This is a genomic window from Microbacterium gubbeenense DSM 15944 (assembly GCF_000422745.1).
GTDB classification, from domain to species: Bacteria; Actinomycetota; Actinomycetes; order Actinomycetales; family Microbacteriaceae; genus Microbacterium; species Microbacterium gubbeenense.
In genome coordinates, this window is the sequence record NZ_AUGQ01000002.1 from 192,015 (window position 1) to 206,837 (window position 14,823).

The following is a 14,823-nucleotide window of genomic DNA, read 5'->3' on the forward strand; positions in this document are numbered from 1 at the left end:
CCTTGGGTGTGTGGGGTGAGGACTAGGAAATGGCGAGGTCGCCCGCGGCGAATCGGCGCACGACATCGATGAGCAGGCGCCGTTCGACGGGCTTGATGCGGTCGTGCAGTGTGCTCTCGGTGTCGCCGGGTTCGATCTCGACGCGCTCCTGCGCGAGGATCGGCCCCGTGTCGACGCCGCCGTCGACCTGGATCACGCTCGCCCCGGTTCGGGTTGCGCCCGATGCCAGCGCGTCGCGGACGCCGTGCGCGCCCGGGAACTCGGGGAGGTAGGCGGGGTGGGTGTTGATGATGCGCGGGGCGAACTCCGCGACCACGTTGTCGGGCAGCAGGCGCATGAGCCCGCTCAGCACGATGAGGTCGGGATCCCACGCACGCAGCTGCACCGCGAGCTCCTCGCCCCACGCGGCGCGCGTCGGGTAGGAGGTGTAGGGAACCGAGAACGACGGGATCCCAAAATCATCCGCGTGCGCGAGCCCGGCGGCGTCGCGGTCGGCACCGACGGCGACGACGTGCGCCGGATAGTCGGCTTCTGCTGCCGCTTCGAGAAAGGCGCGCAGGTTCGAGCCCGCCCCGGAGATCAAAACGGCAACATTCAGCACCGGGCCAGTCTACGTGCCTGCCGCGACCTCATTCGAATCATCCTCGGCGACGTCCGCCCAGGCGAGCGGGCGCCGCATCGGGGTCAGTAGCAGGATGGCAGCGCCGAGCAGCGCCTCGAGCCCGACCGCGAGCGCGACGGGACCGGCGTCGGCCCCGACGTCCGCGAGTCGGCCGGGGCCCATGGAACCCCCGGAGACCGCCGCGATGAGGGCCGCGACGGCGCCGGAGAACACGGCGATTCCGACGGCGATCGCGACCCGCGGCCCGTAGTGCTCGTGGCCCTCGCCGTCGTACGACCAGTCCTCGGCGTAGCTGCGCCGCGCGATCCACCCGGCGAGCGCGCCCAGCGCGACCGGGACGAGGGCGACGAGCAGAAACCACCCGGATCCGCCCTCGGGCAGAATGCCGAAGACGGGGATGCCCGGCACGACGCCGAGGGACGTGCCCGACGGCGAGATCGCCGTGTCGGTGCCGAGCGCGAAGCCTGGGCCCGCGATCCAGCTGACGCCCCAGCTGAGCATCGTCGGAAGATATGCGAGCTGCGCGAGCGTGAGGGTCGTCGCGCCGACGACATCGGCGTGCGTGCGCTCGAACAGCGTGACGACCTCGCCTCCGCCCAGCGCCACGAGAATCGTGAACAGCACGGCGGATGCGCACACCAGGCCCACGATCACAACGGAGGTGCCGCGCGCGATGAGCGTGGGAACGTCGCGCCAGGCCGGGCCCCAGGAGTCGACGACGTCCTGGATCCTATCGATGACCCCGCCGTCGCCGTCGTTCCAGCCGGCCATGATGGCTCCGGCAACCGCGCCGACGGCGTACACCGCGGACGGCAGCAGGATCGCCTGCCACGCGGCGGTGATCGCAACGGGGTTGTCGCTCGTGAGCTGCACGCCCGTCGCGACGAGCGCGAAGACGACGATCCCGGTCGGAACCGCGATGAGAGGGGCGCCGGACTGCACGGCCCGGCGACCGGAGCGCGCGGCGAAGAACAGCGTGAACGCCGCGAAGAGCAGCGGCGCGACGCTCAGCCAGAACGCCGATCCGGCGTCCGGGATCCCGAGCGTCGCGGCGTGGTCCGTCGCGTCGATGCGCACCGGAACGAGGTGTCCGAGCTGCCAGACGCGCGTGGTGGCGGGCCACAGCGCGCCCCACGCGTTGGTGTCGCCGAACACGGCGATCCACACGATCGTGAACGGCGCGAGCACCGCGACGAGGCCTGCGGCCGCCGCGACCAGCGCATCGACGGCGGCGAGGGCCGCGACCAGGACTCGTTGCATAGCTCCTCGAGGTTACCGTCCGGCTCCCGGGGATCCGGTGACCCCACCCCGCCCATGTCCCACTTGGTGCGGGCATCCGGCTGTCAGAGCAGCACCAAGTGGGACACCGTGGATCGCCTAGCCGCAGGCTGACGCGGGGTAGGGCGTCGTCGTTTCAACAGAATCGACCGTTGCCGTTGCCTCTCCTGCCGGGATCCTCGCAGCGCGGGTCGAGAATGCCTCCGTGACGGACGCGCCCGCGGCGATCGCGATCCCTGTCCGCTCTCCGAAGGGTGTAGAGAGGTTCACCGTCACCGCCTGGTCCCCCGTATTCACGGCGGTGACAGCCAGAACTGTCTTCCCCACCACGCAGCGCGTCGCGGTCGTCACGTCGAGCGCGCCGCCGATCGCCACCGGATCCGCATCGGAGCCCGCCACCAGGCCATCGCGATACCCGTCGTACGTCGCACCCACCTCGACGACACCGTCCGGCACGTCGACCGATGCCGTCCCGTCCGACAGGGCGACCGTCTCGCTCCAACCAGATCCGGAGAACGTCACCGTACCGACGATGTCGCCGCTGTCAACGGCCGTGACGTCGGCCGTTGCGGTGCGCCCCTCGACCGAGAGCCACGTCTCCGAACCGACCGCCGAAACGTCGGTCCAGCTGTGCATCGCATCAAGGATCTGCTGGGGCGCACTCACGAACGAACCGTGTCGCGGGCTAGCGGGAAGCCCATCGGATCGCGCTTCCCACCCGGGACGCAGCGACAGACGATCGTCCGCGCTGCTCGACGCGATCGCGTCTGCGCTCGTCACGAACGCCCGGTACCCGCCGGCGCTGTAGTTGTCGACGAGGAAGACGTATCCGTCGCCCGATGCGGTGTTGTTCGGATCCCCCTCGTTGAGCTTCGCGATCTGCGGGCCCTCGCCGTGATTCCCTGTGACGGGCGTCGTCATGGCCGTGTCGATCAGCTGCCAGGTCTGTTCCGGGTCGGCGTTCCAGTTCGACTCGGTCGTCGGGGCCGTGAGCACCTTCGAGCGCTCGAGGAAGATGTCCTTCCCCCGCTCGAGGCCATCGGCCGCGCCGCCGTCCTCGTTCTTCGAGAATCGGTAGTAGTAGTCGCCGATCTTCTGAATCGTCGAGTCGATTCGGGCGTAGCCCGTGTCCTGCCAGGTCGCCGGCGGCGACGAGAACGTGACGAAGTCCCGCGTCACGACCGCGAACATCCGGGCGTAACCGGGACCGGTGGTGTGGTCGACGTCGTCGTACAGGCGGGAAGCGAAGAACAGCACGTACGACTGCAGCTCGTCGTCCCAGTACGCCTCGGGCGCCCACGTCATCCCGGCCTCCGGCTGGTTCACCGTGATGCCGCCGTTGCCGTCGCCGTTCGTGCGGGTCCATTCGACGAGGTCGGTCGACTCCCACACGTTCACCTTGAGGCTGCCGTTGCTCTGGGCCTCGCCCCAGCCCGTGCCGCAGCCGATGCAGAGGTCGGTCGCGATCATGTAGTACGTGTCGCCGTCATGCGACCGCAGGATGTACGGATCCCTGTGGCCGGTCGTATCAGCCGCGTTATCGACGATCGGCTCACCGCCGGCGACCTCCTCGAACGTGAAGAAATCGTTCTCCGTCGTGGCGGCGCCGTAGATGCGTTCGTCACTGTCCGACCGGAAGTATGCGGCGGCGTACCCGGCGTCCGGCGCCGTGCGGCGCTGCTCAGCGACGGTCACCGCGAACTCGCGCGTCTCGGTCTGCTCGCCGAGCATCGCCGTGGCCGTCAGGGTCACATCGACGTCGCCCGCGCCGTACGCGGGCCGGGTCACGATACCGCCGCCGGCATATGGATCAGCCATGCCGACCTCCGGCGCGACGTAGTCGGGATCCGTTCCGGTCACGACGTCCGGATCCGAAGACTCCCACGCGATCTCAGCGCCCTCCGACGCCCCGGCGATGACCAGCGGAAGGTTCTCAGTCGTTGTCGAGGCGAGCTCGATCGTGTCGAGGTCCGCCGACAGCGAGGGTGCGAGCACGACCACGTCGAACGTCAGGGTGGATCCTGATGCGGTCTGCGCCGTGAGCGTCACGGTGGTATCGGCCCGGATCGCTCGCGACACGATGCCATCGAGCCCGACGACCGACTCATCGGATGACGACCACGACAGCGTGACGCCGTTGAGCTCGCCGGGAAGGTGGAGCGGCTTCGTCACGCGCTCGAGGTCTGGGTTCTCGCCGAGCATGGCCGATTCGATGTCGAGGCCCAGGAGGGCCTCTTTCGCCTGCTGCTTCTCGTCGTCTGTCGGCTGCGCGGCCCGCAGTTCGCTAACTGTGAGGGCTTCGTCCCAGAACTTCACATCGGTCACGTCGGCGTCGAGCAGCGGATCACCCACGTACAGCGACCGCCCGAGGTAACCGAGCACGTCGCCCGACGGCACGATATCGCTCATCTGGTACGAATGGACGGTCGATGAGATCTGCTCGCCGTCGACGTACAGCGCCAGTTCGTCGCCCGACCCGACCACGGTGATGGTGGCGAACCCGCTGCCGATGCCGCCGCCCGCGGGCAACCGGATCTCGCCGTTGTCGTCGCCGGATTTCACCCTGATGCCCGAGAGCACCTGGTTCGCATAGCCGCCCTGGCCGCTCATCGGGCTCACGAAGACATAGTTGCCCAGGTCCGTGGTGTTCCACGCGCCGACCCCGTCCCCGATCACCCACCCGAAATCGTTGCGCGGCGCGTTGCTCGACACGGTGAACTCGACGGTGAAGTCGTTGTCGTCGCTGGTGACGAGCCCCTGCGGCAGCGTCGCGAAGGCGTCGCCCGAGAAGCGGATCACATCGTCGCCCGCGGCGTCGACGAAACTCGCCTCGGTCGTTCCGGTCAGCGCTGCATCGCGGCCGTGCCCCGACACGTCGAGGAGTACGTCTTCGCTGTGCGACATGTCGTAGTGGGCGGTCGGAGCCGGCACGTCAGCGGCGTAGGCGATGGATGCGCCGAGGCCGCCCAGCGGGATGGCGAGGACGCACGCCAGCCCCGCGCCGATCGCGCGGGTGCCGCGCCTGGGTGATCGAGTAGTCATTGTCCTGCGTTCCTTCGCGTTGGGGGATCCGGTGCGGGGTCAGCGGCAGGTCGCCGCGGGGTACTGCTCCGTCGTCGTCTCGTCGCCCGAGGTCACGACGACCTCGCCGGAGCCGATCTCGGCCTGGCGCGTGGAGAACGTCGTCGTCACGCTCTCGCCCGCGCCGACCGTCACGCCGCTGCGTTCTCCGAACGGCGTCGTCACCGACACGACGGACGGATCATCGGCGCTGCCCGTTACCGTCACGGCGAGCACGTTCTTGCCGATGACGCAGCGCGTCACCGCTTCGACGTCCACCGCGGTGCGAGCGGTCACCTCGACGGTCACGGTCACGCGTTCGTCAGCGAGCTCTTCGCCCGGCTCCATGTCCATGACGGGCATGCCTTCGGCGTCGAAGTGCACGCGGCGCACGAACATGTCACGTCCGGTGAGGCCGTTGTTGTCCGTTCGCGCGTGGAAGACGTAGATCAGGTTGCCGTCCTCGTCCTCCGACCACATGCCGTGACCCGTGCCGAGCTGCCAATCGCCGTCGTACTGGCCCGACTTCTGCAGCGGGTAGTTCAGTTTCTGCCACGAGTCGGGGTCCGTCAGGTCGGTGCCGCTCGCCTCGGCCGTCGCGAGGCCCGTCGTGTACGTGTTGCCGACGCTCGATCCGGAGTAGATCATGAGCAGCTTGCCGTCGCGCGTGTGGATGTTCGGGCCCTCGGCGCAGACGTTGTCCCACGCGTATTCGGGTTCGATGACCATCACCGGGTCGCTCGTGAGGTTCGTCGGATCCGTCGGATCGACCTTCGCGATCCAGGTCGCGCACACTTGCTGCCAGGCGTAGTAGGCCTGGCCGTCGGCATCGGTGAAGTACGTCATGTCGAGCGAGATGCCGCTGACGGCGTTCAGGTCGGATCCGTCGGCGCGCGTCACGTGCGCAGGGGCCGACCAGTTGGACGGATCCATCGGGTCGAGGTCGTTGCCGTTGTCGTCCTGCTCGAGCTGCATGATCGACGCGCGGCCGGACATGTAGTCCGGCGAGGATCCGTAGCAGGGCATGAACAGGATCGAGAGCCGGCCGTCGACCTCGTGCAGCTCGGGCGCCCAGAAGCACCCGGTCATGGTGTTCCCGTCCGCGTCGAGATCGCCGCGGTCCAGCAGGTGCACCTCGGTCGGATCCGCGTCATCGGCCAGCCCGAGAAGAGTGTCCGCCGAGCGCAGCGGCATGAACGCCGCACCGCCCTGGTGGACGTTGTCGAGGTTCGGGTCGTTGGTCGCGATCATGAGATAGCGCGTCTCGCCGTCAGTCTCGTACTTGTAGGCGGACGGGTCCGCCCGCTCGTCCGCGAACGGCGTCGGGTACTCGGCGCGCTTGACGGTCGTCGTGGCCTCATAGGTTCCGGGCGTCGTGGTGTCCACGGCGCTGAGATCCCACTCGTTCAGGGGCAGATCGCGCGCGGATCCGTCGGAATAGTCGAGCTCGACGGCGTCCGGCAGGTCGTCCTGAGAAAGCTCGGCGCCGGTCGCCGTTGCGACGGTCTCGAACGCCGTGTAGCCGGTGTTGTCGATGCGGCCGAAGCGCTGTCGCAGGCCGTCCGCCGATGCCTGGGGCACGGTGATCTCGACGCCCGTTCCGACGTTCGCGATTCCCGTGTCGCTCACGACGGTCGTGCCGGTGACGCGGCCGCTCGCCGATTCGCCGGTCTCGTCCTGCCCGACGGCGGCGATCAGGTCGCCGAACGACTGGTGACGCTCAGCGCCCGAATCGGTCGTCCACGAGACGCGGAACACCTCATCGGCCGAGTCGTACACGGCCGATGGGCTGTTCACGCCACCGGCTTCGTCGAGCTGCAGCAGACCGATCTCGTCATAGCTGCGCAGGTCGTCGGACGTGGCCACGAGCACCGAATCGGCCTGGCTGCCGTCGGATCCGCCGCCGCGCGCGATGCGGGTGGCAACGATGCCGTATCCGCCGTCGGGCAGCGCGAACACGGCGGGATCCTTCAGGCTCCGAATGAGCGCGGAGCTGGGCCCGCCTGCGGGCATCGGCGCCGACGTCTTCGGGAAGAAGATGCCGTAGTTCTCGTTCAGCGGCGCCCAGCCGTCGTCCGCGGCGAGCGCGAGATGCATGCTGTAGGCGACATCTTCGTTGTTCGCCTCCTGCTCGCCGGTCGGGGCGCGGTGGTAAGCCACCAGCTGCGACGCCTGGTCCTGCGGGATCACCGTCACCGCGAATGTCTTCGCGGCGGTGACGTCGGGCGCGCTCGTGCGCGCGATCTCGACCGTCACCGTGGCCTGGACCGGCTCGTCGCCATTCAGAATCAGCCTTCCGTTGACGAGCGTGGCACCGGTCGCTTCGACGGCCTCGACCGTGAGCCCCTCGGGCGCCTCCGGAAGAGCGGCGCCGTCGGCGAGCACGCCGGCGACGGCATACTGCTCGGCGGCCTGCGCGACGCGTTCCTCGGCCGTCCTGCTCGAGGGCAGCACGTCAACGACGTGCTCGGCGCTCGCCGAGACGCCGCGGATCGTCGCGGTCGCGGTGAGCGTCACCGAAACGGGATCGGAGCCCTGATCGGGCTGGACCACGTGGCCGTCACTGCCGATCACTGGCTCGTCGCTGCTTGACCAGGTCACCTCGCCGCCCGCGGTCGGCAGCGCGACATAGTCGCCGTCGACGTTCTCCGGAAGCGACGCGAGACCCTCGACGATGCCCTGCGCGTGCGCGAGGATCTCGTCGTGGTTGAGCTCGGCGTCGTCCGTGCTGGCGGCCGCGATCTCGTCGTCGCTCAGGGCACGGTCGTATACGCGGAATGCCGACACTTCGCCGGCGAGCAGCGCATCCGGCCAGGGCGAGCGCCCGATGGTGTTCATCGACTGGTCTGCGATCGAGGACGGCACCAGGTCGGTGTCGGTCCGCCCGGCAAGCTCGCCGTCAACGTAGAACGACAGCGTTCCCGCGTCGCCGTCGAGCGCCGTGGTGAGCGAGTACCAGCGGTCGGCTTCGAGGCTCTCCGACGCCTGAGCGCTGCGCTCTCCCCCGTTGGATCCGGTGGTGATCGCCGTGCGCGGCGCGTCCCGCACGGAGGCGAAGAAGTAGCTGTCGGTGTCGCCGTCGGCACCGATGTTCCACAGGAAGTTGTAGGCGTCCTTCATCGACTCGTCGATCTTGACCTCGGTGGTGATGGTCGCCGAGTCCGCGCTCGCGAGCAGATCGTCCGGCAGGCGCACCCAGTTGCCGTCGCTGTTCTTCGATCCGCCCGTGAGTTCGAGCGAGCTCCCGGTCCACTGGGAGTCGTCGGCGTGCTGCACGGTCGCGGGCGCTCCGCCGCCGGCATCGGCCACGTCGGCGCCCGTCGTCTGCGTGAAGAGGTAGTCGGCCAGCGGGGCGTCGCCCTCAGCCGCCTGCGCGGCCTGCCCCAGGGCGGGGATCAGCATACCGGCGGCAACCGCGCAGGTCGCCCCCAGAGCCGCGCGCCTGCGCGCCGCTGCGCGCTGTCTCACCGTGCGCGGGATCCGTGCGGCATTGATCGTGCGTGGTGTGTTCGTCATGCTGCACTCCTTCGTGCGGGGGTCTCATGCGTGTGGGGGAACGTGGGGGCGGTGCATGACGCACCGCCCCCACGTAGTCAGCCGCAGCTGGCGGCGGGATACGCCGCGGAGGCCCGCGCGTTCCCGGACTCGGCCACGACCGTGCCGGCCGCGATCTCTGGGCTCCGCGTCGAGAACGTCTGCGACGCGGTGTCGCCGGCGTCGATCGCCAGATCCGCCTTCGAGCCGTACGGCGTCGTCACGGAGACCGTGGCCCGCTCGTCGCCGGTGTTGGTCACCTTTGTCACGAGCACGTTCTTGCCGACCACGCAGCGCGTCGACGCGGTGATCGCGAGGTTCGACGTCGCCTCGGTCACGGTCACCGTCGCCTCGACCGGCTGGCGCGAATCGTCCTGCGCGGTGCCCGAAACGGTGAATGTTCCCGCCTCGGCATATGCGGATTCCGGGATCTGATCCCACACGACATCCGCTTCCTCGACGTCGCCGGATGCCTTCTCGAGGCTGACGACGTCGGGAAGAACCGGCGCCTGTCCGGCCTCGGCGGTCACGTCGATCGCGTCGCCGGCGACCACGGCGAGCTCCGGCGCGTACGCTTCGAGCACGGCCTCGTACTGGTCGCGCGTGACCGGCAGGACCGTGCCGTGGCGCGGCATTCCTCCGTCGGTGTTCTGTGGGAACTGCGACTCGGGCATCTCGTCACCGACGACCTGCCAGGACGAGGCGTCGGTGATGTCGTGGGTCGCCATCGGTACATAGTGGTTGGGGCCGCCGTGGTAGTTCGGCTGGTCGGCGAACAGGTAGTACTCGTACCCGTTGACGTCGCCCTCGTTCGCAGCGAACAGCGAGGGCCCCTCGCTGTGGGTGAAGGTGCCGCCGTAGCCGTTGGGCTGGCCGGATCCGATTTCGGTTCCGAGCTCGACCCATTCGTCCGCGGTACCGGTCGTTCCGGGGTAGCTGCCCGTGACAGTGGCGAGCAGGTCGGACGAGCGCTCCTGGCGCAGCGTCATCGAGTTCTCGTCCTTGTACACGCGGTAGTAATCGCCCTCGTGCTTCGCGACCGTGACGTCGATGGATCCCGCGCCGGCCTGGCCGCGGCGATCGACATCGATCCACACCTGCGGATCCGAGAACGTCACGAAGTCGTCGGTCGTGGCGTACATCATGCGGTTGTAGCTCGGCGTCGCGCGGTCGGCGGGATCCGTCGTCTCGTACAGGTTCGATGCCCAGTACATGACGAACGTCTCGCGCTCGTCGTCCCAGTACGCCTCAGGAGCCCAGGTGTTGCCCGCATAGTCGGTGCTCACCGTGATGTGTCGCTGATCCGACCAGTTCACGAGGTCGTTCGATTCCCACACCTCCACGGCGAGGGATCCGTGCGTCTGCGCGCCGGCGAAACTGCCCTCGCGTCCGTCGATCTTCAGATCGGTAGCGATCATGTAGAACGTGTCGCCATCCGGGGAGCGCAGGAGGAACGGGTCGCGCAGGCCCTGCTCGCCGAGCTCTGACGTGAACAGCGGCTCGCCGCCGTTCAGGGTGTTCCAATCGAGCGCGTCGTTGCCCTTGGACGCTGCGAGGCTGATCTTCTCGCCGCCGACGCCCTCGCCGGTGAAGAATGCCCAGACATACGCCTCTTCCGTCACGTTCGTTGAGCCTTCCGACTGATCGACGTCGTTGATGGTGGAGATCTGTTCCGGACGCTCGGCTGCTGTGGCCGAGGCCATCGTGATCGGCGTCGCGGCGAGCGCGAGCGCCAATCCGCAGGCGAACACTCCGCCTGCTCGGCGGTGACTTCGTCGCATGTCGTGCATAGTCTTCTTCCTCGTTCTTCGTTGACTTACCGCGGTGTGCGGCGGAAGCGAGTGGCGCAGCCGCACCACCCGTGAGGTCAGTTCTCCATGGCGTTGAGCCGACCGGGCGCGGAGATCCGGTGGGCGAATCCATCGGTGTCGGCAGCCTGGCGCCGTCCCTCGTCGCGGGCCTGTTGCAGCATCGCGTCCATGCGGCGCCGACCGCGACGGCGGTTCCAGGTCAACGCGATGATGATCAGGCCGAGAGCGACGATGACGAGCAACTGCGGCCAGGGCATCGCCCAGACACCGAGGTCCATGGCAACCTCGGCCGTGTCCGGCGCCGTGCCGTCGAGAGCGGCGGCCTTGGGCGTGATGACCAACTCGCCCGTCGCATAGAACGTGGGCCATGTGCCGTCGATGGTCACGGAGACCTCGCGGGTGTCCCCCGGCAGAAGATCCCCGATGGGCTCGCCCTCGGACGGGAACGCGATCTCTCCGGTTCCTGCCGTGGCGATGCCCGTCGCTGTGAGACGGGTATTGCCGGCGTTGACGATCTCGAACGTGGCCGTGACACCGCCGGGGCGGAACGGGTTCCACGTGCCGTGGTACTCGGTGGACACGTTCGATACCTCGAGTGATGGGGAGAGCTCGCCCTTCACGCGCGTGACCACCTTGACGCCGACGCGGCTCTCGACGCCGAGGCTCGTGCCGTCTCCCGAGGCCTGCGAGGTGACGATCGATGCCGCCACCCCCGCCGGATGATCGCCGGGTTCGGCGAGGTCGGGAACGGTGATCGTCAGCGGCACGACGACGGTCTCGCCCGGCTCGACGGTCACCTCGTCGGCGATATCGATCCACGTGCCCGCATCGACCGATTCGTCGTCGGACGCGAGCATGTCGAACCGGCCGGTGCGCGTCGTGAATCCGTCAGCCGCAGACAGGCCGAAGGTGGCCGTCTCCTCGCCGAGGTTCTGCACCGCGATCCGGTCGGTCGTCGTCTCCCCGGGCTCGAGCGCGTGCTGGATCGAGAAGCGCTCGTCGCTGCCCGCTTCGTCGGCGGGGGTCACCGACCACCGCGTCGACGCCGAATCCGACTCGTCGGCCGTTGCAGCCACCGGCGCGATCAGAGCGCCGGCAAGGCCCAGAGCTGCGGCGAACGCGAGGCGGCGGGTCACGAGGGTACGGATCACAGTTCTCCCAGGCAGGTCGTGCGGGCGGGTTGACGGCCGGGGGCTGCGCGCCCCCGGCCGTCACGGGCTCAGTAGGTGTCTTCGAACAGCGACAGCGTCACGGTCGACGAGTACGAGCCGCCCTCGACGTCGTTTGGCGTCTTGAGTGTCAGATCAGCGTTCGCCGTCCACGATCCGTTGGCAGCGGTGGCCTCGGCTGAATCGAGTGCGAGCTGCAGGAGCTCCTCGCCCGCGAGGCCGACGTTGTTCGGGGCCGACGGATTCGTGCTCTCGTCGAGCGAGGTCGGCACCTCTTCACCCGGCGCGACTTCTCCGTTGCCTTCGGTGACGAGGGCAGGGGCCCAGCCGAGGTGGTCGGGCGTGATCGGCGCCTGCCCCTCCGCACCGACGAATTCGCTTGCCTGGCCGGTGACGTACCAGAACTGTCCCTCCGGCACCTCGGATCGCGTGTCGGTGACGGTCACGTCAGGCAGAGCGCCCGTGAACTCGCGGTAGTCGGCCGATGCGCCCTCCACCTCAGTAAGGGTCTCGCTGTCCGCCGCGACGCTGAGCGAGAGCGCACCCGCCGCCTGTTCCTCGATCGTGACGTTGACGTCCACGCCGTCGGTGCCGACCTCGTCCGCGACGGCAGCTGCGCCGACGCCCACGAGCACGAGTCCGCCCATCACACCTGCGGCGGTGCGCACGAAGCGGGGCCTGTTGTTTCGGATCATCGTTGTCTCCATTCCTCGGCGTCGTAGCCGATTCGTTCGGCGGCGATCAGCCGCCGCTGTGCGCCCGAACAGGCGCGCGTGGTGCCGCCTGATCGGATGTTCGGACGTCGTATATCTGTCGGAACTCGACAGAGGCAAGGAGTCATGCGATGTTGCAAGAAACCGCGGGTGGTGCATGCGGGGCGCCTTTGCCTGGTGTCATTCCGCCGTCTGACCGACGTCTTCACCTCAGAACCCTAGCGTGCTATGTTACCGGGAACAAGCACGAAACTCCGCGGCACTGAAGACGGCGGCGCTCGGCGCAAGCGTGCCGTCGAACCCCGCACCGCGGCCTGTGCGCGGCGCCGACAGCGCAGCGCCACCCTCGACCGACCGCGCCCCACCTGGTGCGGGAAAGAGAGTGGGAAAGCAGCACCGAGTGAGACACGGTGGCAACAGAAAGGCGGCCCCGGCGCAGTGCCGGGGCCGCCTTCGACGTACTGTTACAGCGACTTCAGGATCTCGCGCATGAGCTCGGCCGTCTCGCTCGGCGTCTTGCCGACCTTGACGCCCGCGGCCTCGAGGGCCTCCTTCTTCGCGGCCGCCGTGCCCGCCGAGCCGGAGACGATCGCGCCGGCGTGGCCCATCGTCTTGCCCTCGGGCGCCGTGAAGCCCGCGACGTAGCCGACAACGGGCTTCGTGACGTGTGCCTTGATGTACTCGGCCGCGCGCTCTTCGGCGTCGCCGCCGATCTCGCCGATCATCACGATCGCCGTCGTCTCGGGGTCGTTCTCGAACGCCTCGAGCGCGTCAATGTGCGTCGTGCCGATGACCGGGTCGCCGCCGATACCGATGGCGGTCGAGAAGCCGAAGTCGTTCAGCTCGAACATCATCTGGTAGGTGAGCGTGCCCGACTTCGACACGAGACCGATCGGCCCCTTGCCTGTGATGTTCGCGGGCGTGATGCCCGCGAGCGCCTCGCCCGGCGTGATGATGCCGGGGCAGTTCGGGCCGATGATGCGCGTCTTGTTGCCCTTCGACTTCGCGTAGGCCCAGGCCTCAGCCGCGTCGCCGACCGGCACGCCCTCGGTGATCACGACGAGCAGCGGGATCTCGGCGTCGATAGCCTCGATCATTGCGTCCTTCGTGAACTTCGGCGGAACGAAGGCGACCGACACGTTGGCGCCCTCCTTCTCGATCGCCTCGGCGACCGAGCCGAAAACGGGCAGCTCGACGTCGCCCGTGCCCGGCTTCTCGTGAGTGACCGTCGTCCCGGCCTTGCGCGCGTTCACGCCGCCGACGACGTCGGTGCCCGCCTTGAGCATCAGCGCGGTGTGCTTGGAGCCCTCGCCGCCCGTAATGCCCTGGACGATGACCTTCGAATCCTTGTTGAGGTAGATCGACATCTCTTCTAGTCCTTATCTCAGGCGTTGGCCAGCTCGGCGGCCTTGTCGGCGCCTTCGTCCATACCGGCGGCGAGGGTGACGAGCGGGTGGTTCGCCTTCGCGAGGATCGCGCGCCCCTCCTCGACCTGGTTGCCGTCGAGGCGCACGACGAGCGGCTTGGACGCCGCATCGCCGAGAATCTCGAGGGCCTTCACGATGCCCTCGGCAACAGCCACACAGCTGGTGATGCCGCCGAAGACGTTGACGAACACGCTCTTGACCTGCTCGTCGCCGAGGATGACATCGAGGCCCGAGGCCATGACCTGCGCGTTCGCGCCGCCGCCGATGTCGAGGAAGTTCGCGGGCTTCACGCCGCCGTGATTCTCGCCCGCGTACGCGGTGACGTCGAGCGTCGACATCACGAGACCGGCACCGTTTCCGATGATTCCGACCTGGCCGTCGAGCTTGACGTAGTTCAGACCGGCAGCCTTCGCCTTCGCCTCGAGAGGATCAGCAGCACCCTTGTCCTCGAGCTCTTCGTGCTCGGGGTGGCGCACCTCGCTCGCGTTCTCGTCGAGCGAGACCTTGCCGTCGAGCGCGATCACGTCGCCCTCGCCCGTGAGCACGAGCGGGTTGACCTCGACCAGCGTCGCGTCCTCGCCCTTGTAGACGTCGTAGAGCTTCACGAAGACGTTCGCGACCTTGGAGACGAGCTCCTCGGGGAAGTTCGCGGCCTTGGCGATCTCGATCGCCTTCGCCTCGTCGATGCCCGTCAGCGGGTCGACTTCAATGCGCGCGAGCGCCTCGGGCTTCTCGACGGCGAGCTGTTCGATCTCCATGCCGCCCTCGACGCTCGACATCGCGAGGTACGAGCGGTTCGACCGGTCGAGCAGGACCGAGAAGTAGAACTCGCGGTCGATGTTCGCACCGGCGGCGACCATGACGCGCTTGACGACGTGTCCCTTGATATCGAGACCGAGGATCGCCTGTGCCGCCTGGTACGCCTCATCGGGGCTCTTCGCGACCTTGACGCCGCCCGCCTTGCCGCGACCGCCGACCTTGACCTGGGCCTTGACGACGACCACGCCACCGAGCTTCTCTGCTGCTGCCTTCACCTCCTCGGGGGTGTCGGCGACGATACCGGCGAGCACCGGCACCTCGTACTTCTCAAAAAGGTCTCGAGCCTGGTACTCGTACAGATCCACGTTGCTTTTCCTTCGGTGGGCCACGGGAAAGAAACAGCCGCACTTCGCAAGACGACTGTCTCGATGTCGAGATATCTCGACCTCC

Annotated in this window: 9 protein-coding genes; all 9 read right to left on the reverse strand. The window is 68.3% G+C overall.

Translation table 11 applies throughout. The annotated features are described in order from the left end of the window. Nucleotides 1-22: 22 nt before the first annotated feature. Nucleotides 23-601, reverse strand: coding sequence for a phosphoribosylglycinamide formyltransferase (gene purN, locus G510_RS0102875; RefSeq protein WP_029152377.1), 579 nt, complete (start codon nt 599-601; stop codon nt 23-25). Nucleotides 602-610: 9 nt separating this feature from the next. Continuing rightward, entirely contained in the window at nt 611-1,882 is a 1,272-nt protein-coding gene (locus tag G510_RS0102880) for a cell division protein PerM (RefSeq protein WP_029152378.1), read from the reverse strand. A 117-nt stretch (nt 1,883-1,999) separates the two neighbouring features. Beyond that, complete coding sequence (locus G510_RS0102885) at nt 2,000-4,942, reverse strand: immunoglobulin-like domain-containing protein (RefSeq protein WP_029152379.1); 2,943 nt, start codon at nt 4,940-4,942, stop codon at nt 2,000-2,002. 39 nt (nt 4,943-4,981) lie between these two features. Next, nucleotides 4,982-8,476: a family 43 glycosylhydrolase gene (locus tag G510_RS17390; RefSeq protein ID WP_051216232.1), complete on the reverse strand. Its 3,495-nt coding sequence runs from the start codon at nt 8,474-8,476 to the stop codon at nt 4,982-4,984. Between the two features lie 77 nt (nt 8,477-8,553). Further along, a complete protein-coding gene (locus G510_RS15175; protein ID WP_211219141.1) occupies nt 8,554-10,275 on the reverse strand; it encodes an Ig-like domain-containing protein in 1,722 nt (573 codons plus the stop codon). 86 nt (nt 10,276-10,361) lie between these two features. Next, complete coding sequence (locus G510_RS15180) at nt 10,362-11,456, reverse strand: WxL protein peptidoglycan domain-containing protein (protein WP_051216236.1); 1,095 nt, start codon at nt 11,454-11,456, stop codon at nt 10,362-10,364. 68 nt (nt 11,457-11,524) lie between these two features. Further along, the gene (locus G510_RS0102905) at nt 11,525-12,169 is read right to left on the reverse strand and encodes a hypothetical protein (RefSeq protein ID WP_036321794.1); all 645 of its coding nucleotides are present in this window, start codon (nt 12,167-12,169) and stop codon (nt 11,525-11,527) included. A gap of 482 nt (nt 12,170-12,651) precedes the next feature. Next, entirely contained in the window at nt 12,652-13,554 is a 903-nt protein-coding gene (gene sucD, locus G510_RS0102910) for a succinate--CoA ligase subunit alpha (protein ID WP_029152381.1), read from the reverse strand. Nucleotides 13,555-13,571: 17 nt separating this feature from the next. After that, nucleotides 13,572-14,738, reverse strand: a complete 1,167-nt coding sequence (gene sucC, locus G510_RS0102915; RefSeq protein ID WP_029152382.1) for an ADP-forming succinate--CoA ligase subunit beta — start codon at nt 14,736-14,738, stop codon at nt 13,572-13,574. Nucleotides 14,739-14,823 lie beyond the last annotated feature (85 nt).

Excerpts from the sequence above, each read along its gene's own strand:
- G510_RS0102880 (WP_029152378.1), bottom strand. The coding sequence starts at position 1,882 with ATGCAACGAGTCCTGGTCGCGGCCCTCGCCGCCGTCGATGCGCTGGTC.
- G510_RS0102885 (WP_029152379.1), bottom strand. The coding sequence starts at position 4,942 with ATGACTACTCGATCACCCAGGCGCGGCACCCGCGCGATCGGCGCGGGG.
- sucD (WP_029152381.1), bottom strand. The coding sequence starts at position 13,554 with ATGTCGATCTACCTCAACAAGGATTCGAAGGTCATCGTCCAGGGCATT.
- G510_RS0102905 (WP_036321794.1), bottom strand. The coding sequence starts at position 12,169 with ATGATCCGAAACAACAGGCCCCGCTTCGTGCGCACCGCCGCAGGTGTG.
- G510_RS17390 (WP_051216232.1), bottom strand. The coding sequence starts at position 8,476 with ATGACGAACACACCACGCACGATCAATGCCGCACGGATCCCGCGCACG.
- G510_RS15175 (WP_211219141.1), bottom strand. The coding sequence starts at position 10,275 with ATGCGACGAAGTCACCGCCGAGCAGGCGGAGTGTTCGCCTGCGGATTG.